The 19,339-nt window shown below is 48.1% G+C and carries 16 protein-coding genes; all 16 read right to left on the minus strand.

The genetic code is table 11. The features are described 5' to 3' along the window. Nucleotides 1–12 precede the first annotated feature (12 nt). Nucleotides 13–1,734 carry an alkaline phosphatase gene (locus VK70_RS19800; protein ID WP_025697352.1) on the minus strand — a complete coding sequence of 574 codons (1,722 nt, stop codon included), beginning with the start codon at nucleotides 1,732–1,734 and terminating at the stop codon, nucleotides 13–15. 221 nt (nucleotides 1,735–1,955) lie between these two features. Further along, complete coding sequence (ligA, locus tag VK70_RS19805; RefSeq protein WP_025697350.1) at nucleotides 1,956–3,980, minus strand: NAD-dependent DNA ligase LigA; 2,025 nt, start codon at nucleotides 3,978–3,980, stop codon at nucleotides 1,956–1,958. A gap of 141 nt (nucleotides 3,981–4,121) precedes the next feature. Continuing rightward, nucleotides 4,122–6,449, minus strand: a complete 2,328-nt coding sequence (pcrA, locus tag VK70_RS19810) for a DNA helicase PcrA (RefSeq protein WP_046723652.1) — start codon at nucleotides 6,447–6,449, stop codon at nucleotides 4,122–4,124. Nucleotides 6,450–6,526: 77 nt separating this feature from the next. Next, nucleotides 6,527–7,237, minus strand: coding sequence for a heptaprenylglyceryl phosphate synthase (gene pcrB, locus VK70_RS19815; protein WP_036642510.1), 711 nt, complete (start codon nucleotides 7,235–7,237; stop codon nucleotides 6,527–6,529). A gap of 266 nt (nucleotides 7,238–7,503) precedes the next feature. Further along, nucleotides 7,504–8,910 (minus strand): undecaprenyl-phosphate glucose phosphotransferase, encoded by a 1,407-nt coding sequence (locus VK70_RS19820; RefSeq protein ID WP_025699229.1) that lies wholly within the window; start codon nucleotides 8,908–8,910, stop codon nucleotides 7,504–7,506. Then, nucleotides 8,907–9,854, minus strand: a complete 948-nt coding sequence (locus VK70_RS19825; RefSeq protein WP_025699231.1) for a glycosyltransferase family 2 protein — start codon at nucleotides 9,852–9,854, stop codon at nucleotides 8,907–8,909. The genes VK70_RS19820 and VK70_RS19825 overlap by 4 nt, the downstream gene beginning before the upstream one ends. Before the next feature lie 166 nt (nucleotides 9,855–10,020). Further along, entirely contained in the window at nucleotides 10,021–10,338 is a 318-nt protein-coding gene (locus VK70_RS19830) for a chorismate mutase (RefSeq protein ID WP_025699232.1), read from the minus strand. Then, on the minus strand, nucleotides 10,335–11,372 hold the full coding sequence (locus VK70_RS19835; protein ID WP_025699233.1) for a glycosyltransferase family 2 protein: 1,038 nt from the start codon (nucleotides 11,370–11,372) through the stop codon (nucleotides 10,335–10,337). The genes VK70_RS19830 and VK70_RS19835 overlap by 4 nt, the downstream gene beginning before the upstream one ends. Nucleotides 11,373–11,552: 180 nt before the next feature. Further along, nucleotides 11,553–12,422, minus strand: coding sequence for a dTDP-4-dehydrorhamnose reductase (gene rfbD / locus VK70_RS19840; RefSeq protein WP_025699236.1), 870 nt, complete (start codon nucleotides 12,420–12,422; stop codon nucleotides 11,553–11,555). Further along, the gene (rfbB, locus tag VK70_RS19845) at nucleotides 12,422–13,444 is read right to left on the minus strand and encodes a dTDP-glucose 4,6-dehydratase (protein ID WP_025699238.1); all 1,023 of its coding nucleotides are present in this window, start codon (nucleotides 13,442–13,444) and stop codon (nucleotides 12,422–12,424) included. The genes rfbD and rfbB overlap by 1 nt, the downstream gene beginning before the upstream one ends. 183 nt (nucleotides 13,445–13,627) lie before the next feature. Next, nucleotides 13,628–13,972, minus strand: coding sequence for an EamA family transporter (locus tag VK70_RS19850; protein ID WP_025699239.1), 345 nt, complete (start codon nucleotides 13,970–13,972; stop codon nucleotides 13,628–13,630). A gap of 35 nt (nucleotides 13,973–14,007) precedes the next feature. Continuing rightward, nucleotides 14,008–14,361: a DUF2304 domain-containing protein gene (locus tag VK70_RS29585; protein WP_025699240.1), complete on the minus strand. Its 354-nt coding sequence runs from the start codon at nucleotides 14,359–14,361 to the stop codon at nucleotides 14,008–14,010. Nucleotides 14,362–14,371: 10 nt separating this feature from the next. Further along, nucleotides 14,372–15,082 (minus strand): glycosyltransferase family 2 protein, encoded by a 711-nt coding sequence (locus VK70_RS19860; protein WP_324607953.1) that lies wholly within the window; start codon nucleotides 15,080–15,082, stop codon nucleotides 14,372–14,374. Nucleotides 15,083–15,089: 7 nt separating this feature from the next. Next, nucleotides 15,090–16,526 carry a DUF2142 domain-containing protein gene (locus VK70_RS19865; protein WP_025699244.1) on the minus strand — a complete coding sequence of 479 codons (1,437 nt, stop codon included), beginning with the start codon at nucleotides 16,524–16,526 and terminating at the stop codon, nucleotides 15,090–15,092. Between the two features lie 21 nt (nucleotides 16,527–16,547). Further along, nucleotides 16,548–17,114 (minus strand): hypothetical protein, encoded by a 567-nt coding sequence (locus VK70_RS19870; protein ID WP_025699245.1) that lies wholly within the window; start codon nucleotides 17,112–17,114, stop codon nucleotides 16,548–16,550. Beyond that, entirely contained in the window at nucleotides 17,092–19,326 is a 2,235-nt protein-coding gene (locus VK70_RS26705) for a glycosyltransferase (protein WP_025699247.1), read from the minus strand. The genes VK70_RS19870 and VK70_RS26705 overlap by 23 nt, the downstream gene beginning before the upstream one ends. Nucleotides 19,327–19,339 lie beyond the last annotated feature (13 nt).

Genomic DNA, 19,339 nt, shown 5'->3' on the forward strand with positions numbered 1-19,339 from the left:
GCTTGCCCCTCCTTAACGCAGTACAATCCGTTCGGAGAGCGAATCCCATTTCAGATTTTTGCCGGTTAACTGGTTGAAAGCAGACAGCGGAAGATATACGGTTCCATTATCGTTATCTACTGTGAAAGCTACTGCCTTGCCGTTCAGCGTAGCTGTCAGAGCCGACATGTTGATATTCAGCGTATTTTTGCCAAAAGCGGCCTTCGAGACGGATGATCCGCTGCTGTAGCTTCCTCCAAGGGCTTTGATCAGCGAGGCGACAGGATACAGCACTTCATTCTCGCGGTTGATTTTAAATTTCGGATAAACATATTTCGATTGAAGCTCAGCGCTTCTCTTATCCAGATTGACCCCTACAATGGCAGCCGAAGCTCTCGCGATCTGGGTGTTGTCCACTTGGCCTTTCACTTTACCCGCGATTGGACCATATGCCCATATCCCAACATCAACGGCGGAATGCCCGTGTCCGGACCAGCCGACCAGCAGTCTTTTGGAAATAACGGCATTGTAGGCGCCCTCTTGCTTGTAGGAGGAACCGTCGCCTGCCAAAATCGCTTGCACCTCTTCGTCGGTCAAATCGTTAATTCCGGTATTCTCCGCCACAATACTGCGAATTTCCTCAGGAGTCTTGGCCTCGGCGAGCTTGCTGGCAATGGATTCCGAAGAATTCTTCTGCTTATCCCACAGGTCAATGTTCAGCTCATAGATATTGTCGCGCGACAGGGACAAACCGCCCGTTTCATGGTCCGCAGTCACGACTACGGATGTATTGCCGTCTTTCTTAGCGAACTCGATTGCGGTCTTAAAGGCGGCGTCGAAATCGAGCGTCTCCTGGATAAGCGTCGGGAAATCATTGGCATGTCCGGCATGGTCGATCCGGCCGCCTTCGATCATCATGACAAAACCGTCCTTATCCTTGGACAAAATCTTCAACGCGGACGACGTCATTGCCGCCAGGCTTGGAATTTCAGCTGTACGGTCCGGGGTATAGGCGACATGGGAGTTGCCGAACAGACCCAGCGCTTTAGTCGTGGAAGCCGGAAGAGCCTTCAGTGCGCTCGTGCTCTCGACAATGGTGTACCCTTTCGCTTTGAAGTCAGGCAGAATATTTTTATCCGTCCGCTTGCCTTTCTCATCCTTCGTCACAAAAAATTGCTTGCCCCCGCCGAATAGCACGTCCACGCCGCTCTCCAGATACTGGGAGGCAATGGCCGCTTCGTTATCGCGGTTGCGGACATGCGACGCATATACGGCAGGCGTTGCATGGGTAATCCGCGCGGTGGTTACGAGACCGGTTGCTTTGCCGCTGCTTACCGCCGCTTCAATCACGGAGGCGAAAGGCTTGGACGCATCTTCATTGGATACGCTGATGCCCGCATTGTATGTCTTATGGCCTGTGGCAAAAGCCGTTCCCGCAGAAGCGGAGTCCGTTACGACACCCGACACCACTTTGCCGCCGTCTTCGCCGCGATCCGCATAGGTAGTGGCCTGTCCCACATAATAAGGGTCGAGATTAAGATGCTTGACTCCTTTTTTATACTGTTCATAATAACGTGTCGCCGAGATTTGCGCGGGTCCCATACCGTCGCCAATCAGGACGATCAGATTCTTCGATGGGGCTTTTACAGCCTTTTGTGTCTTGGAAGCGCTTTGTGCCGCGTAGGCAAAGCTTCCTGCGGAAAGGATCAGGCAGGCCAAACCGCCGATTGCCACTTTTTTCAGACCTTTGTTCATTTTTATCTATACCCTCCCAGTAGTGAGTAATCAAATATAGTGTAGGGGGAGAGTATTTGCTCCATGTAAAAGTATAGGCAGACTTGGATTAAATTTTATGAAAAAATAATTTTAAAACTTCCAAAGCTTTCTTAATCCTGTTGATCCGGGAAAAAGTAAAAAGGGCGTCCCTAGCCATTGTATGGCTTATGGGACAACCCTTGTGTGAAACTGCCGGAATATCAGGACGGCGCTCCGCCCTCCAGCAGCCGGATCAATTCTTCCTCGTCTTCGATGACCGGAATACCGAGCTGCTGCGCTTTGGCCAGCTTGCTGCCGGCTTTCTCTCCGGCAATGACGAGGTCGGTCTTCTTCGAGACGCTGCCGGTGACTTTGGCGCCCAGCGCTTCCAGCCTCTCCGCCGCTTCCTCGCGGGTCAGCTGTTGCAGCGATCCGGTAAGCACAACCGTCTTGCCGCTGAAGAAGGAATCGCTTGCGACCGGGGCCGGCGCTTCCGGCGCCTTGGCCTGAACGCCCAAATCAAGCAGGCGACGGATGCCGTTAACGACGAACGGATCGGCAAAAAAGGAAACGATGCTCTCAGCCACAATGCCGCCGATATCGGGTAGCGCCGAGAGCTCCTCCGCGCTCGCCGTCATAACGGCGTTCAGATCGCGGAAATGATCGGCCAGCATCTTGGTCGTCGCCTTGCCGGTATTCGGGATTCCCAGCGCGTACAGGAAAGAAGCGAGGTCCCGTCCCTTGCTCTCTTCGAGCGCCTGAAGAAGATTGCTTGCCTTTTTCTCGCCGAACCGTTCCAAATTCACCAACTGCTCCAGCGTCAGCTCATAAAGGTCCGCAGGCTCGCGAACGTTAAGCTCCTCGTACAGCTGCCCCGCCGTCTTGTCGCTGAAGGTCTCAATATCCATCGCGTCCCTGGAGGAATAATGGGTGATCCGCGCAACGATCTGCGGCTTGCAGTTCAGCTTATTATTGCAGAACAGATGCGCTCCCCGCATTTCCAGCGGAGAACCGCAGGCCGGGCATTGCTCGGGATAAATGATCTCCCCGCCATCCTTCTCTTCAGTCACCTTCCCAAGAATTTCCGGTATGACGTCGTTGGAACGGCGGATGAAGACACGCGTCCCGAGCGCATGCTTCAGATTTTTCCGCTCAATGTCGCCGATATTGTTAAGCGTACAGTTCTGGACGGTAACACCAGCCAACTCTACGGGCTCGACCCGGGCCAGCGGCGTCACCTTGCCGGTGCGGCCCACATTCCAGATGACCGATTCCAGTATGGTGGTCGTCTCCTCCGCCTCGAACTTGTAGGCGACCGCCCAGCGGGGGAACTTGTCCGTATAACCGAGCACTTCGCGAATCCGGAAATCGGTAATTTTGATGACGACTCCGTCGATCAGGTAATCCAGCTTGGAGCGGCCCTCCTCAATTTCGGCTAACTGCTCCGACACTTCGTCGAAGTTGTCAAAGTATGTAAGGTAAGGATTAACTTTGAACCGGTTGTCGCGCAAGAACTGCATCATTTCCTGATGATCATGGAACTCGACGCCTTCCGAATAGCCAACATTGTAGAAAAAAGCATTCAGCCGCCTCTCCGCCGTCAGCTTCGGGTTCAGGTTGCGCAGCGCTCCGGCCGCCCCGTTACGCGCATTCTTCAGCGGCTCCGCCGCCGTCTTGTTGTAATCGGCAAGCACCGACAAGTTCATGATGCCCTCGCCCTGCACCTCAATGACGCCTTCCTTAAAGGGAATGGTCAGCGGAACGGATTTGATCGTCTTCACCTGCGCTAGAATGCCTTCGCCTGTAACACCGTTGCCCCGTGTGGATGCCTGAACCAGCCTCCCGTCACGGTAGGTCAGGTTCAGCGTCAGACCGTCAAATTTCAGTTCTACGGCATAGCGGGGCTCCGGAAGGGGCTGCTCGGGATTCTTGCTGTTATAGTCGTTCACCAGCCGAAGAACCCGGGCGTTCCAATTGCGGAGCTGTTCAATGTTCTGCGCTTTGTCAAGGCTCCAGAGGGGAGCTAAGTGCCGGTGCGGGACAAAGCCCTTCAGCAGCTCGCCGCCGACGCGCTGGGTCGGCGAATCGGGCAGGACGATCCCGCTCTCCGCCTCAAGGGAGGCGAGCTTGTCGTACAGGGCGTCGTACTCCTTGTCGCTGATGAGCGGCGCATCGAGCGTATAGTAATGATAGTTATATTTATTCAGCTCCGCCACAAGCTCTTCCATCGTATGCATTGCGTCCATGCTTGAGACTCCCTCCGCCATACCAAATAATTTCCTTATTCTTCAGCCTGTTCTAAAAGCCGGTTCTTTAATCGCCGGGCGGCGGCTTGCAGTTCTATACCGGAGCCGCACCATCCATAGCCGAACGCCACAGCCAAACGCTCAATCCACCTTAGAGATCGGCGCAAATCCCGCCAGCAGCCGCTTCACGCCCACCGGCGCCGGGAAAGCAATCTGCAGCTCCGTGTCGTTGCCGCTGCCTTTCACGGCGACAATGGTGCCGACGCCCCATTTGCCGTGCGAGACCTTGTCGCCCGCCTTGAAATCGGCGGGCGCTCCCCCACCCGCTGGGCGGGCCGCAGCCCCGCCCGAGGTCACGGTCACGCGGCTGCGCCCAGCCGCCGCGGACGCCGAAGCGCCGCCGTAGCCTGCGGCGGCTCCGCCCCGGCCGCCGCCGAAATTGCTGCGGCCGCCTGCGCCAAAGCCGCGGCCGCCATAGGCTCCGCCCGCCTCGGTGCCCCGGCGGAAGCGGTCATGGGTCATGACGGTGTCTTCCTTGAGCTCCTCCGGAATCTCGTCCAGGAAGCGGGACGGCGGGTTGGCCGTCGTCCGCCCGAACAGCGTGCGCGCCCGCGCGCAGGAGAGGAATAGCTGCTTCTCGGCGCGGGTAATGCCCACATACGCCAGCCGCCGCTCTTCTTCCAGCTCATCATTGTCCTGGAAGGCGCGGCTGTGCGGGAATACCCCTTCCTCCATGCCGACGATGAACACGACCGGAAACTCCAATCCCTTGGCGCTGTGCATCGTCATCAGCACGACGGCGTCGCTGCGGTCATCATCCGAATCGTTCATGCTGTCGATGTCGGCGATCAGGGCCAGATCGGTCAGGAAAGACACGAGCGACTTGTCTTCGTTATTTTTTTCAAATTCCATCGTCACAGACAGGAACTCGTCGATATTCTCCAGGCGGGAGCGCGATTCGATCGTGTTCTCCTTCTGCAGCTCCAGCTTGTACTGCGACATTTCCAGCACCTTCTCGGTCAGCTCCGTCACCGACAGAAATTCGACCATCCGGTGGAGCGCCAGAATCATGTCGTAGAACTCGACCAGCGCGTTGCGCGTCCGTCCCGCAAATCCCAGGTCGTCCACCGTTTCCAGCACGCGGAAGATGGAGACGCCCCGGGCTGCCGCCGCATCGGTAAGCTTGGCGACCGTCGTGTCGCCGAGTCCTCTTTTGGGAACATTGATCACCCGGGTCAGGCTGATATCGTCGTTGGGATTGGACAGCAGCCGCAGGTAAGCGAGCAGGTCCTTGATTTCTTTGCGGTCGTAGAACTTAATGCCCCCGACAATCTGGTATGGAATATCCGATTTAATGAGAATTTCCTCTATGACCCGCGACTGCGCGTTGGTCCGGTACAGGATCGCATGATCCTGGTATGAATTTCCTTTTTTTACATTCTTACTGATTTCTCCGGATACAAAATAGCCTTCGTCATGCTCGGAATCGGCCCGGTAAACCTTGATCTTCGGCCCCTCCTCCGAATCCGTCCACAGCTTCTTCGGCTTCCGTCCGGTATTCAGCGCGATCACGCCGTTCGCGGCGTTCAGAATGTTCGAGGTCGAGCGGTAGTTCTGCTCCAGCAAAATGACTTTGGCTTCCGGGTAATCTTCCTCGAAGTTCAGAATGTTGCTGATGTCGGCGCCGCGCCAGCGGTAGATCGATTGGTCGCTGTCGCCGACGACGCAAATATTATGATGGCTGTCGGCCAGCATGCGGCAGAGCATGTACTGCGCCCGGTTCGTATCCTGATACTCGTCCACATGGATGTACTTAAATTTCCGCTGGTAGAAATCCAGCACCTCGGGTACTTCCTTGAAGAGCTGGATTGTCGTCATGATCAGATCGTCGAAATCAAGCGAGTTGTTGCTTTTGAGCTTTTTTTGGTACATCGTGTATATTTTGGCAACGAGGCCTTCAAAATAATCCCCGATCTTCATCTCATACTGCGCAGGCGTCACTAGTTCGTTCTTGGCCGTGCTGATCATCGACTGCACCGCCTTCGGCTCGAACTTCTTCGTGTCGATATTCAGTTCCTTCATGCACGCGCGGATAACGGAAAGCTGGTCCGTGGAATCCAGAATGGAGAAATTGGACGTAAACCCGATCCGCTCAATATCCTTCCGCAGTATCCGCACGCACATGGAGTGGAACGTCGATACCCAAATATCGCGGCCTTCCGGGCCTACGAGCTTGGACACCCGATCCTGCATTTCTCTTGCCGCCTTATTCGTAAACGTAATGGCAAGAATCGCCCAAGGCGGAGCCTTACGATTGGCGATCAGCCAAGCGATGCGATGGGTCAGCACCCTCGTCTTGCCGCTCCCCGCTCCGGCCATGATAAGCAGCGGACCGTCTGTTGTCTCGACCGCCTGGCGCTGGGGAGGATTAAGCCGGGTTACGGCGTCTTGTATATTAACGGATTGCATGTAGGACATGCCCCTTTCTAGGTAACTTAAATCGCTTATTTCATAAGTAGTTCTGTACAGAACTACTATATTATTCACTAGATTGCAGCGTCTGATTTGACCGCCTCGACCGTCGACAGGGCCCGTCCGATATCGGTATAAATGATGTTACCCACGACGACCGTATCGGCAAGAGAGGCCGCAAGCTTCGCTTGATCCGGTCCGGTAACTCCGCCGCCGTAGAAGAGACGCGCATGGCCTACGGCTTCACGTACGGCTTTCATCGTCTCCGCATCTCCAAAGCTGCCGCTGTATTCCAGATAGACGATGGGCAGCGTCATGAGCTTGTCGGCAATATGCGCATAGGCGGCCGCTCCGTCTGCTGACAGCCCCGTATCCGCGCCGGTCAGACGGGCCACGGCGGAATTTCCGTTCAGCACAATATAACCCTCGGTCAGCAGCAGCTCCCAGGGGATAAAATCGCCGTAGCGCTCGACGGCTCTCTGGTGGTGGCCGACAATCCATGCCGGATCAGGTGAATTCAGCACCATCGGAATCAGATAGGCGTCAAAGCCGGGCACGACGGCGGACAGATCGGATACCTCCAAGACGCACGGTACACCGTACCGCTGTATTCCGGACATGAGGCGGGCGGTATTGTCATAGGTGATGCCTGTAGAGCCGCCTACCAAAATCCCGTCCGTACCAGACTGACAAACCGCCCTCAATTCCTCTTCACTAATCGCTCGGTCCGGGTCCAGCTTGAATACATGGCGCCAGGTCTCAATCATTTGTCGTACCACAGTCATGATCTTCCATCCTTATTCGGTTGAAATGAATAGGCCGCTCTTCAGCCGCGGCGCTTATTGCTTCTTATATGTTAAAATAGCCGGATGGGCGTGTCAATTTAAAGAAGCAAAAAACACGAACATTTTTTCGCTTTTTTCCGGTGCACAGGATATGGTTGCGTTCTGCTTCATGTGCAGCATTCCTTTGGCAGCCGGGTGTAAAAAATAATTCCCCGCCCCGCCTTGATGCGGCGGGAGCGGGGAAAGAGATGTATGATAGCCTCGGGTTAGTACGCATTTTTATTGACGAAGCCGTTGCGGATCGTTTTGAAAATAATCCGGATATCAAACAGCAGCGACCAATTCTCAATATAGAAGATATCGTGCTTGATCCGGTCCTCGATCGAGGTGTCGCCGCGCAGGCCGTTGCTCTGCGCCCAGCCGGTAATTCCGGGACGTACATGGTGCTTGACCATATACTTCGGAATTTCTCCCTTGAACTGCTCCACATAATAGGGGCGTTCCGGACGCGGACCGACCACGCTCATGTGGCCCAACAGCACGTTGAAGAACTGCGGCAGCTCATCCAGGCTCGTCTTGCGGATAAACGTCCCAAACCGGGTGCGGCGCGGATCACGCTTCGTACTCCACCCCGTATCCACTTCACCGTCCCGCTGCATTTTCATCGAGCGGAATTTGTACATTGTGAACGTCCGGCGGTTGAGTCCCACCCGTTCCTGCCGGAAAATCACCGGCCCTGGCGAAGTCAGCTTCACTCCCAGCGTCACAATCAGCATAATCGGACTCATCACTATAATGGCGAACAGCGAGAATATAATATCGAACAACCGCTTGGCCATCCGGTTAGCCGTCATGTCCAGCGGAATGTCGCGCACATTGATCATCGGCAGCCCGGCAAAATTATCGAAGTACGGACGCGCGGGCAGGTAATCGAAGAAATCCGGAATGATCAGCGTGCGAACCCCAGCTTTTTCACAGGTCGCGATAATGGCGGGAAACTTGTGATGCACATCGAGCGGCAGAGCAAGAATTACCTCGTCGATCAGCATCGTCTCCAGCATAGCCGGCAGCTCGTCGAGCTTGCCGAGAATCGGCTTGTAGTGCTGGGAGTCGAGGGTATCCCAACTTTGGTAATCGTCCAGAAACCCGATAATCTCGTAACCGAGCTCAGGGTACTGGGCGAGATTATCGTAAATTCTTCTGCCCAAGGTACCCGCCCCGAGAATGAGCACAAACTGGCGGTTGAACCCTTTTTCCCGGAAAGACTTCAGCATCTTCTTCAGCACATACCGGTACAGCATGGTCGAGAGCATTATCGTGCCGATATAGATAGTCAAATACTGACGGGAGATATCGATTTCTCTCACAAAATACATCAGGCCAAGCAGGATGAAGATACCCATTACATGCACTTGGAAAATCTTCAGGAACTCATCGGCAAACCGCTTCTTCCGCTTGGGCATATAGAGCGTGAGCAGGATACCGATCAGCACGGCGATTCCGCCATAAATCAAGCTCCAGTACGCATACGATTCCACCGTCATATGATTCTCGTAAGGCATCCAGCCACTCTTGAACTTGAGCCACCAGGCGAACAGAAAGGAAGCTTGAATGATAATAAAGTCGGCGACCATATAAAGCTGTGTCAAAAACCGCTGATTGCGGCGGATCATAATCTCACCTCGGCATTCGATTCGGAACGCGCTCCGGCTTCGCCCGCAGCAGTAAGGCTTGGCACAGGCACTTCCTTCCGCCGTCCGGGCGTCAGAGCATTGCGCAGAAGGACTGCGGCTAACTTAACGCCTACCCCTACATATACGGCCCCATTGACTAGAAAAGAATACTGCTTGCTGTAATGCTTACGGTGAAAGATAATCATGGCGCGGTGAAATTCATAAATGATCTTAAGGGGTCTGCGCCGTGCGCTGCCGCCCTTAAGATGCACGATGAAAGCTTTGGGATAATAGTAAATCTTCCAGCCCGCTTCCTTGATCCGGTAACACCAATCCAGATCCTCGCCGTACATAAAAAAGGTCTCATCCAGCCCACCGATCTGTTCGATCGTCTCCCGCCTTACCAGCATGAACGCGCCGACCAGACAATCGACCTCATATTCCTTGTCAGGGTCAAGATATCCCAACTGGTAGCCGTTGAACCGCGGATTATCAGGAAACAGTCTGCTGAATCCAAACGCATAATAGAAGGAAGCCGCCGGAGTCGGAAATCCGCGTTTGCATGCCTTATCCAGACTTCCGTCCGGCAAAATCACCTTACACCCCGAAGCTCCGAGCTCCGGCCGGCGGTCCATCAAGGAAATCATCGTCTCCAGCGTATTCCGCTGCACCACCGTATCCGAATTGAGCAGCAGCACATAGCGTCCTGAGGCAATCTCCATCCCCTGGTTATTCGCCCGCGCGAATCCGGTATTCTCCTGGTTGGCAATCAGCTTCACTTGCGGAAACTGCTCTCTTATGACTTCCACCGAGTCGTCGGAAGAATGGTTGTCGATCACAATGACTTCATAGGTATACTGCGTTTCCGAGTCATATACCGACTGCAGACAGTCCACCGTCAAGCGGCACGTATTGTAATTTAAAATGATGATGCTGACATCGATATTCACTTTTGCTTACGCTCCAGACAAAAATAGTAATCTATCGACAATATTATAGCATAAAACCGCGCTGAGTAACGGGATGCTCAAGTAAGCATTTTACAAAAATGCTGGAGTACGATTATCTAAATTATCCGCTCGGCTACGTCTCTTTTCCTGTTCGCTCCCGTCAATCCGCCTGCGGTTGAGCGCCCTTTTCATTCGCCATGTCACGATGAAGCCGCAGTTCATGCTCTATAAATGTTGATACAATGCCGCGATAGATTTGCTCGATGACATTTGGATCGCCGCCATGCTCCGCAGCTGTTGTCCGCACCTTTTCAATTAACTGCTCCACACGCTGCGGAGCTTTGACGGCGTCGGCGTCCTTTTTGAACGCGGCCGCTTCATTTACGTACAGATGTCTTTCGCACAGCAGCGCCACAATCTGCCGATCCAGCCTGTCGATATTGGCCCTTACCTCTTCGATGCTTCCGCAAGATTTCATCGGTCTCTTCCTTTCTCACGCTTCGCTCTGTCCTGAACCCATTTTCTTTTCTTTCTCAGTGAACCCCATTCCGCAAAAAAACTCCCCCAAGCCTTGAACAAACCCGGCTCCTTCAGCAGCATATATCCGTGAGCGGCGATTTCGTAAGGGAGAGACAATAGAACCGTTCGGAGCATGGTCCGGACCGGCTCATTTTTAAAAATCATCTTATACCGGTTAATGTAAGAGATTCTCCGGATAAACAGGGGCTTCCCGCTGCGGCCCAATGCTTTCCAGCCCCGTTCATGGTACCCTATCGCATCCGCGTCGTAATACGCTTTCCAGCCCAGCAGCCGCGCCCGCCACGCCACATCAACATCTTCCTTATAGGCAAAAAAATCCGCGTCAAAAAACTCCCCGTTCACGCTGATCTCCTCAATCATCCGCCGTGAATACATCGCCGCCGCGCCCGATACGCCGAACACCTCGCCCGACTCCAGCCAATTCTCCGCCGGCTCCCCTGCTCCCCGGTCAAAAGCCCTGCGCGCCTTATTCATCCGCAGCCCCGTACTGTCCACCGTCCCCGGGTCCACCTTGAATAGCAGCTTTCCGGTGGCACTGCCGATTCCGGGATCGGCTTCCATCCGCGCAACCAGCCTGGACACATAATCCGGCGCCAGCGTAACATCGGGATTCAGCACCAGCACGTAATCGGCATCGCTCACGGCAATCGCCTGATTGTGGGCGGGGGTGAAGCCGGTATTGGATTTATTTTGCAGGAGGTAGAGAGGGAATAATGGGTGTTCAGTTCGGGTAGCTGGAGTTTCCGTATGAGTATGAGTAACGCCCGACGCCGGCTTTTCGGTTAATCCGAATTCAATAGCAACTTTGTACCTCGATTGAATCCGCTCCACCGTATGGTCACTTGAAGCGTTATCCACTATGATGATTTTTTCTATCGGATAATCCTGCCGGAACCCGGCTTCCAGACAATCGATAATATCCTCTTCGCTGTTGTAGGTTACGATATGTATACTTACGGTTTTGTTGGTCATAAGGCCATTATAATGGAAAACCGATGATCCTTAAACAGGAAGAAACGGCTGTCGGCGTCTTAGTTAAGACACTGATACGTCCTTTCGTCGATGTATAAGTCCGCAGCTTACGTAGTCTAATATTCTAACAAAAAAACTCCCGGCCCGACTTGCAGACCGAGAGTTCTAGGCTTCCTTATACTAATCCCGCAGTTCAGTCAAGAATGCCTTAAGACCTTCCCGCCAAGGCCGCAAATCCTGCAGACCGTTCGTCCGGATCGACAAATGCTCCATCACCGAATTGCGCGGACGCGGAGCCGGGCGTGGAAACTGTTCCGTCGTACATGGCTCCAGCTTAGCGGTAAACTTAAGCCCCAGAATTTCCTCCGCCTCAGCAAAAATCGCCTGGGTGAACTCATACCACGTACAAACCTCAGTATTGGAGACATGGTAAATACCATACTTTTCCGTCCCGATCAATTCCAGCAGAAAATTCGCCAAATCCACCGTATACGTTGGTGATCCTTTTTGGTCATCCACGACCTGCAGCACCGGTTTTTCCTGGCCAAATTTCAGCATCGTTTTGACAAAATTATTCCCGTACTTTCCATACACCCACGAGGTGCGGACGATAAAATACTTGGACGACAAGGTCTGCACCAGAATTTCCCCGGCTCGTTTGGACTTGCCGTAGATACTCTTAGGGTCGGTGTTGTCGTATTCATGATACGGCTGGCTTCCTTGTCCGTCGAACACATAATCCGTACTGATATAGACCAGCTTGGCTCCGGCCTTCTCCGATGCGAGCGCAACATTGCGCGTCCCCACAGCATTGATCAAGTATGCAGCGTCAACATCCGTCTCTGCAGCGTCAACATCCGTATGCGCGGCGCAGTGAATGACTGCCTCTGGGCCAAATTCTCCAATAACCTTGCCGCACTGGTCAAGATCGGTAATATCCATCTCCTGCCGGTCGCAGGCCAGCACCTCATACCCCCGGCTTTCCAGCAGCAGCACCACATCACGGCCGAGCTGTCCCGCCGCCCCCGTTACAAGAACCTTCGCTGCCATTACAGGGCATCCCCCAAGCGGCTGCCGTATTGTTTTTCAGCATACTTCTGGTACTCTCCGGACTGAATGCGGGTCCACCATTCTTTATTATTCAAATACCATTGGATCGTTTCCTTGATCCCCGTCTCAAACGTATGCTTCGGCTTCCAGCCCAGCTCGTTCATAATCTTCGTTGGGTCAATACCGTAGCGGCGATCATGCCCCGGACGGTCCTGCACATACGTAATTAGCGATTCTGGCTTGCCCAGCTCCTGTAAAATCGTCTTAACAATATGCACATTCGTCCGCTCATTATTGCCACCGATGTTGTACACTTCGCCCAGCACACCTTTGTGAATGACCAGATCGATCGCGCTGCAATGATCCTCCACATAGAGCCAATCGCGAATGTTTAAGCCATCGCCGTACACCGGCAGAGCCCCGTCAGCCAAAGCGCGGGAGATCATCAGCGGAATGAGCTTCTCTGGAAACTGGTAAGGACCATAGTTATTCGAGCAGCGCGTAATATTAACCGGCAGACCGAACGTTTCATGATAAGCGCGTACCAGCAAATCCCCGCCCGCCTTGCTGGCGGAATAGGGGCTGTTCGGCGTCAGCGGCGTCTCTTCCGTGAACAGACCGGTCGCCCCAAGCGTACCGTACACCTCGTCGGTCGATACCTGTACAAACTTGGTGACCTTATGCTTTTTCGCCGCGTCCAGCAGCACCTGAGTCCCGAGCACATTCGTCTTCACAAACACATCCGGCTCCAAAATACTCCGGTCCACATGCGACTCCGCCGCAAAATTCACGACCACGTCGACACCTTGGCCAATCAAAGCGTCCATCGCCTGAACGTCTGTGATATCCGCTTTAACGAACGTGTAATTCGGATGATTTTCGACCGATTTCAAATTTTCCAAGTTGCCTGCATACGTGAGCGCATCCACATTTACGATTTGGTAATCGGGATGCTGCTGAAGCATATAGATAACAAAATTGCTTCCGATAAAGCCGGCTCCGCCGGTGATGAGCAGTTTCATGGGTAACCACCTTTTGATTTTCACTAAGTGTTGCTTAATAAAGCATAGTCAAATCATTGTATAACTTTTGTCCAAAATCCATCATATATAAACTTGTAATTATTATATGCATTATTACCAATCATTGTCACAATAAAATTGTACACACCAGTAGTCCACTGGCTAATTATTACTCTTTTGGGATTAATAAATAGAAATTATGTACACCCCAATAACTATAATAATCATACCCATCCATTTCATAAATGATATTGGCTCATTAAATAATATGAAAGCAGCTAAAATCCCCAAAACATAAGCAATACTTTGAATTGGATAAGCTATGCTTAAGGGCACTCGAGAAAGAACAACAAACCAAACTAAAGTAGCCAAAACATATAATAAAAGACCAAATATAATATAAGTATTAAAAATAGCCTTCCAAGCATTATTCAGGTTAACTCCACCTAATTTCTCCAATCCAATTTTAAATAAAACTTGTCCAGATACTAACATAAGAACATTTAGAGTAAGATACACTATGTTCATATTGTTTGACCGTAACGTAAGATCACCTCATATAATTAGTTCTTCTTCATTTTCTCAATTTCATTTTTTAATAATCCTACTTCCTGCGATATCTGTCTTAATTTATTTGCTAAATTAGAAATTGATACAGTAAGGCTGAAAATTATTATAAGAGCGCTTAGTATACCTAACAGAAATACAAAGTTTGAAGGTGTCTCAAAGCCGAAGGCTTGGGTAAAATAAAATGCTATTCCGGGAAAAATAGACACTATTAACATCAAAAAAACCAAAAAAATCCAAAGTAATGCATAACGAAGTTGGAGCTCATATTTTTTTATCATATTTATTAATAGAAACAAAAGTAAAATGGATAAAACTATTAAAGTTATTTGAAGTTTAAATGGAAACATTTATTCTCCCTCAATTTATCTGTTTTTTTCTAGTGGAGTCTATAACAATTGCAATTGTTACTTTAATCATATAATAGAAAGATTTAAAAGCTCTAATAGAAGATTTCCCACCATTTCGCTCTCTCATTTTGACCGGCACTTCTGTTATTCTGTAACCATTTCTGCTAAGAGCCATAATCGATTCTGGTTCGGGATAATCAGTCGGATAATTTTCCGCAAAAAAATTAATAATTTTTTTATTGCATGCTCTAAAGCCTGAAGTAGGATCACTTACTTGAGTCTTTGTCAGCATTCTTAAAAGCATGGAGAAATAGACAATCCCTACTCGTCTTATACCAGATGACTGAAAACCTTCCCTCTTCAAGAATCTGGTACCAATTGAAAAATCCGCCTCTCCTTTTACAAGAGGACTTATGAGTTCGCTAATGTAACTAGGATCGTGCTGTCCATCCCCATCAATTTGCACGGCTATATCATATGCTTTTGCTTTGGCATACAAATAACCTGTCTGAACCGCACCCCCTATGCCTAGATTGCAGGGTAAATCAATGACATTTACATTTTCTTCCTTGCAAAGCTGCGACGTCTTATCTTTGGAACAATCGTTAATAATAATAATGTCCAGTTGATCAGAGTAGGCAGACAACTCATTAATCAGTTGTTTTATGTTTGATTCTTCGTTGTAGCAAGGTATAATCCCTAATACTTTCAAATATTTCACCTCTTAGTTAAACTACTGGGATCCAGTATCTTATTAATATGATCAGGATCGTCAATATCATTGAAAAAACAATGAAGTGGGGCACTAAAAAACTGATTTTGTTTGATAGACTATTTATAAATTTATTTTGGGACGAAAAGTTGTTCTTAAAAATAATGAGCATAGTAATTGAGATAGGAATAAAGTAACGGCCTTGAACGCCCGTGACCAAAGCAGCACCCACTCCACCCATACCGTCCAAGGATGTCCAAATCGCATAAAGTGCTGTTTCTATTAAAATAATTACTATAAAGCTGAGTGTAAAGCTAAACACCTTCAACTTGATTCTAACCGAAAATTCGGTATTATCAAAAAACGCAGAAATAATGATAGCTGCAAAATAAAGAATCAAAAATAAATAAGGGTAATTTGTATCCAGCCATCCTAAATCTCCAACAAAGCCAACAAAGTAAAATTTAAGGCTACTCTTAAATGTATTGAATAAAATCTCAGCGTATTGAAAAGGTGAATGCAAAATAAATTTAATTTGATCCAAAGAGTGATTATCCGAGACAGCTTTTGCTTTATGAAGCAAGGTGTTCGTAAGCCCACTCCATAATAACAAGGATATTACACCTGCGGCAATCATCGAAGAAATAAAAATGATTTTAGCTTTCTTATTACGGAATTTTGTGACAGGAATAAAAAGAGTTAGAAGAAATAAAGGGTAGTAAACTTGTTTAAATTGAATAATTACTATTGAAAAAATTAAGAAAAACAAAAATAATCTTCTATCAATAACCGTAATTTTTGTATCTATACATATTCTTAGCACAAACGCCACAAACAAGAAAATTGTACTTATTATAACGCAGTCATAGCTTAACGAAGAAGCAAGACTAAAGGTCATGGGCATCAATGTGATTAGTAATAATGCATTTTTCAATATTGGTATTATTTTCAAAGAGAAGTAACACATGACTAAATAAAATATTAAATTAAATACACGTCCTATGTATAAATAATTTATAGGAGATATGCTTTGGTTAAACCCGAATAGCGGATTGTCTACGGTCACTTTCAAAATAAACATCCCTAAAGATTGAGGGATGAACAAGATCGGATTAGCTTGAGATGTCGAATATTGTATAAAAACAGATTGTCCCTTATCCACTTCCAAATGAGAAGAGAAGTACTGGCTCTTATAGCTGTACTTGGCATCCATATTCCCAATCAGGTATCTTAGACTGTCTTCGAAATCCACGATTGATTTGGATATATAGTTTCCAATTTCTCCGTTTGGGCCAACTTCAGGGAAAAAGTGCATATTAGAAACTAGATATGCTTTTTTAAAGTGGCTGTCTTCATCGGGTGATTGCAGCGGTGGTACTAAAAAGACCAGTAACAATCCAAAAATGAGACCTATCGATAAAAATATATTTTCAATTTTATAGCGTCCAAACACTAGAATGCCTCCAGACCCTTATTAAAAAATTCTTTTTAAATAGTCAGTGACGACAACAAATATATTTCGATCATAGTATACTTTCATTGTAAGATCACCGGATTGCTGTTTGCCGTTTACATATAAAGTTCCGTCTTTGTAATTATCATCTTGACTGGCGTAGACAGTAATAGAACTTCCCTGCTTGCCATTTGGAGATTTGATATAAACATAATATTCTTTGTTTTTAGAAAGTTTTATAGGAGGGAATCGAAAATCAAAAAATTCATTATCAATAATACTATTCGCCTTCACGCTGGTTTGGTATATGTCATTCTCTTCCCCGAACTTCCTTATTCCTAACACTAGATCTCCGTCATTTTGTCTCATGAACGAGCCTAATTTAATAGAAACTCCACACAAGTTATTTTGGTTGTAGACAAAAGATTGCCCGAACTCCATTTCTGCTGTTAGTTCACTCAAAGTAAGATCATCATGATTTTGCTCCATGCTCTCTCTTACTACTCCTGCATTGCCCAAATACGTATTGATCAGATATAAAGCAACTATAAAAAGAAGCAGCAGCTTAAACGATTTCCATTTTTTCATATAGATCCTCATATACTTTTAATGATTTATGGTTATATCCATATAGTTCAAGAATATTATTTATTAAATTCCCCCATTCTCTTCCCTTGGCTGTTTCCAAACCGTATTTCAGCAGTTTTTTTCTCAATTCACTGTCTTGGCATACAGCTTTGATCTTTTGCAGGGCATCCTCAATATTCCCTTGTTCATATAACAGGCAATTCCCCCCGTTTTTCAAGTATTCAATATTCCCTGCGTTTGGAGCAACAATAGATATACCGCCGGTAGCCATCATTTCCAACGGAGGGTATGAGAAGCTCTCGAGCTTGCTTGACTTCAAAAGGATATCGCAACTTCCATATACCTCACCGACTTTGTCATAAGGAACTTTATTGAAGAATTTATCAACACGATACCATTCTTTAGGCTCCCCATTGTATGACAGGTACCAGATTTCGAAATGTTCCTGGTCTAATTGGTTAACGATTTTAAAGCTTTCATCTACATTTTTATAATGATCTTTGGAATTCCCTTCAACCAGAATTCTTACTTTTTTGCCGGGTTCAAATTTACGCTCTTTATACCGGAATAGGGAAAGATCAAGTCCGTTAGGTGCGAACTTTACTTCCTTTCCGAACTCCTCCTTCAACCAATCTTCGCACCATTTGGAGATCGTAATATATTTAATATTGTTGAAAGAATTGTATGTCAGATTGGCCATTACTCTTGAATAATTGCCTACCTCATAAAAGTCTGTTTCAAAGTTTTGGACCAGATACAATTTCTCGCCGATCTTGGGGTAAATGTTTAAGAACGATATTGTTGTCCACAACGTAGCAACACATTTATCAAAAAGCCCATGGAAAGAGTGGCGATGATAGGAGATAACATTTATTTCCCCATCTTTATTGATAATATTATCATCGTCTTCGCTCATGGATATAATCGAAACATCTTTTCCTGCATCTCTAAGAATATTGGCATGTTTGATAACTACATTTACCCCACCGCTAATCTGTGTAGAGGGAAGAACAAAGGCAATGTTTTCAGCTAGGCGAGAATGGATAAATTGAAACAATTGGCAACCTGATCTGGCGGTCATCCACTTTTGGCTCACCGCTTTAAATGCATTCTCAGCAAGACTTTTTCTTAAACTCTCTTTTTCAATCAGTTCGGAAAGATGTTTTTCCCATTCCTCTTCATTATTGCACAAGACCCCGGTCTCCAGGTGATTCATAACTTCTTTAAATGCTCCGACATTACTGGCGATTGTCGGCACTTTGACAAAGGCCGCTTCCATCCATTTATTTTCAGATTTAGCTTCGTTGAAAACAGTATCCACCAAGGGTGCCAAGTTTATGTCGACGCTTCTAATCAGTTCGGGGAGTCTTTCCCACTTCGTAAACTTCTCGGCAATGATCCGATCTTTATATTTTTCCAGCGGTTCAGGCACATCCAGGAAGCCAACGATCTTCAAATAAACATTTTCGTATTTCCCCATCATGGTAACTATAGGTTGCAGTATTAAATCAAAATCCTCATTATGAGTAATACTTCCGCTAAAATAACCCAGAATGACCCGGCCCTTATTTACAGGAGAAGGAAGGTTCTCGATCGCTGTATAAGATAACTCAACCATTTTCTCAGAAGCTACATTTCGGTTAATGAATACTTCCTTCACGTAAGGCTGCAATTCGGCGGCTAACCGGCCTGTTGTAGTAATGGCATAATCGCACATGGAGAGAGTTAACCGCGTTCGGTTAACACCATCCATATAAGCATCCATTTCAGCTTGGCTAAAGCTCTTTAAATGACGGATATCCTTCACATATTTGTAGTCAATGACTAAATCATCAATATCAAAAAAGACGGTTTTATTAAAATACTTCGCTTTATTGATGAAGTTGCCTATCAATTCAGTATGAGGACAACGGAAAAATACAAATGCTCTATAGTAGCCCACAGACTCCATGGTCAGATTTTCATAATAAATCGTATCACAGGAATAGCCATTAAAATGCAGCTGTTCAATCTGGTGATCCACCCGGTAACGCTGAGGGTGCGGTAGCGTGCATCCATTAATAAACAAGACATCTTTATAGGCTATATTATGGGCGCTCCCGGTTTTAAGCAGCCTCTTTTTAGTGTATTTATACGACTTCCTCATCAAACTATTAAAACCCTCGTATTTAACTACTGAAATAGACTTTCGAATCAAATTTGAAACTCCCACTTTTACCCATCCT

This window comes from Paenibacillus durus ATCC 35681 (genome assembly GCF_000993825.1).
In the GTDB taxonomy this organism is placed as follows: domain Bacteria; phylum Bacillota; class Bacilli; order Paenibacillales; family Paenibacillaceae; genus Paenibacillus_AQ; species Paenibacillus_AQ durus_B.

Coding starts and splice junctions, on each gene's coding strand:
- VK70_RS19800 (WP_025697352.1), bottom strand. CDS start 1,734: ATGAACAAAGGTCTGAAAAAAGTGGCAATCGGCGGTTTGGCCTGCCTG.
- ligA (WP_025697350.1), bottom strand. CDS start 3,980: ATGGACGCAATGCATACGATGGAAGAGCTTGTGGCGGAGCTGAATAAA.
- pcrA (WP_046723652.1), bottom strand. CDS start 6,449: ATGCAATCCGTTAATATACAAGACGCCGTAACCCGGCTTAATCCTCCC.
- pcrB (WP_036642510.1), bottom strand. CDS start 7,237: ATGACTGTGGTACGACAAATGATTGAGACCTGGCGCCATGTATTCAAG.
- VK70_RS19820 (WP_025699229.1), bottom strand. CDS start 8,910: ATGATCCGCCGCAATCAGCGGTTTTTGACACAGCTTTATATGGTCGCC.
- VK70_RS19830 (WP_025699232.1), bottom strand. CDS start 10,338: ATGAAATCTTGCGGAAGCATCGAAGAGGTAAGGGCCAATATCGACAGG.
- VK70_RS19835 (WP_025699233.1), bottom strand. CDS start 11,372: ATGACCAACAAAACCGTAAGTATACATATCGTAACCTACAACAGCGAA.
- rfbD (WP_025699236.1), bottom strand. CDS start 12,422: ATGGCAGCGAAGGTTCTTGTAACGGGGGCGGCGGGACAGCTCGGCCGT.
- rfbB (WP_025699238.1), bottom strand. CDS start 13,444: ATGAAACTGCTCATCACCGGCGGAGCCGGCTTTATCGGAAGCAATTTT.
- VK70_RS19850 (WP_025699239.1), bottom strand. CDS start 13,972: ATGAACATAGTGTATCTTACTCTAAATGTTCTTATGTTAGTATCTGGA.
- VK70_RS29585 (WP_025699240.1), bottom strand. CDS start 14,361: ATGTTTCCATTTAAACTTCAAATAACTTTAATAGTTTTATCCATTTTA.
- VK70_RS19870 (WP_025699245.1), bottom strand. CDS start 17,114: ATGAAAAAATGGAAATCGTTTAAGCTGCTGCTTCTTTTTATAGTTGCT.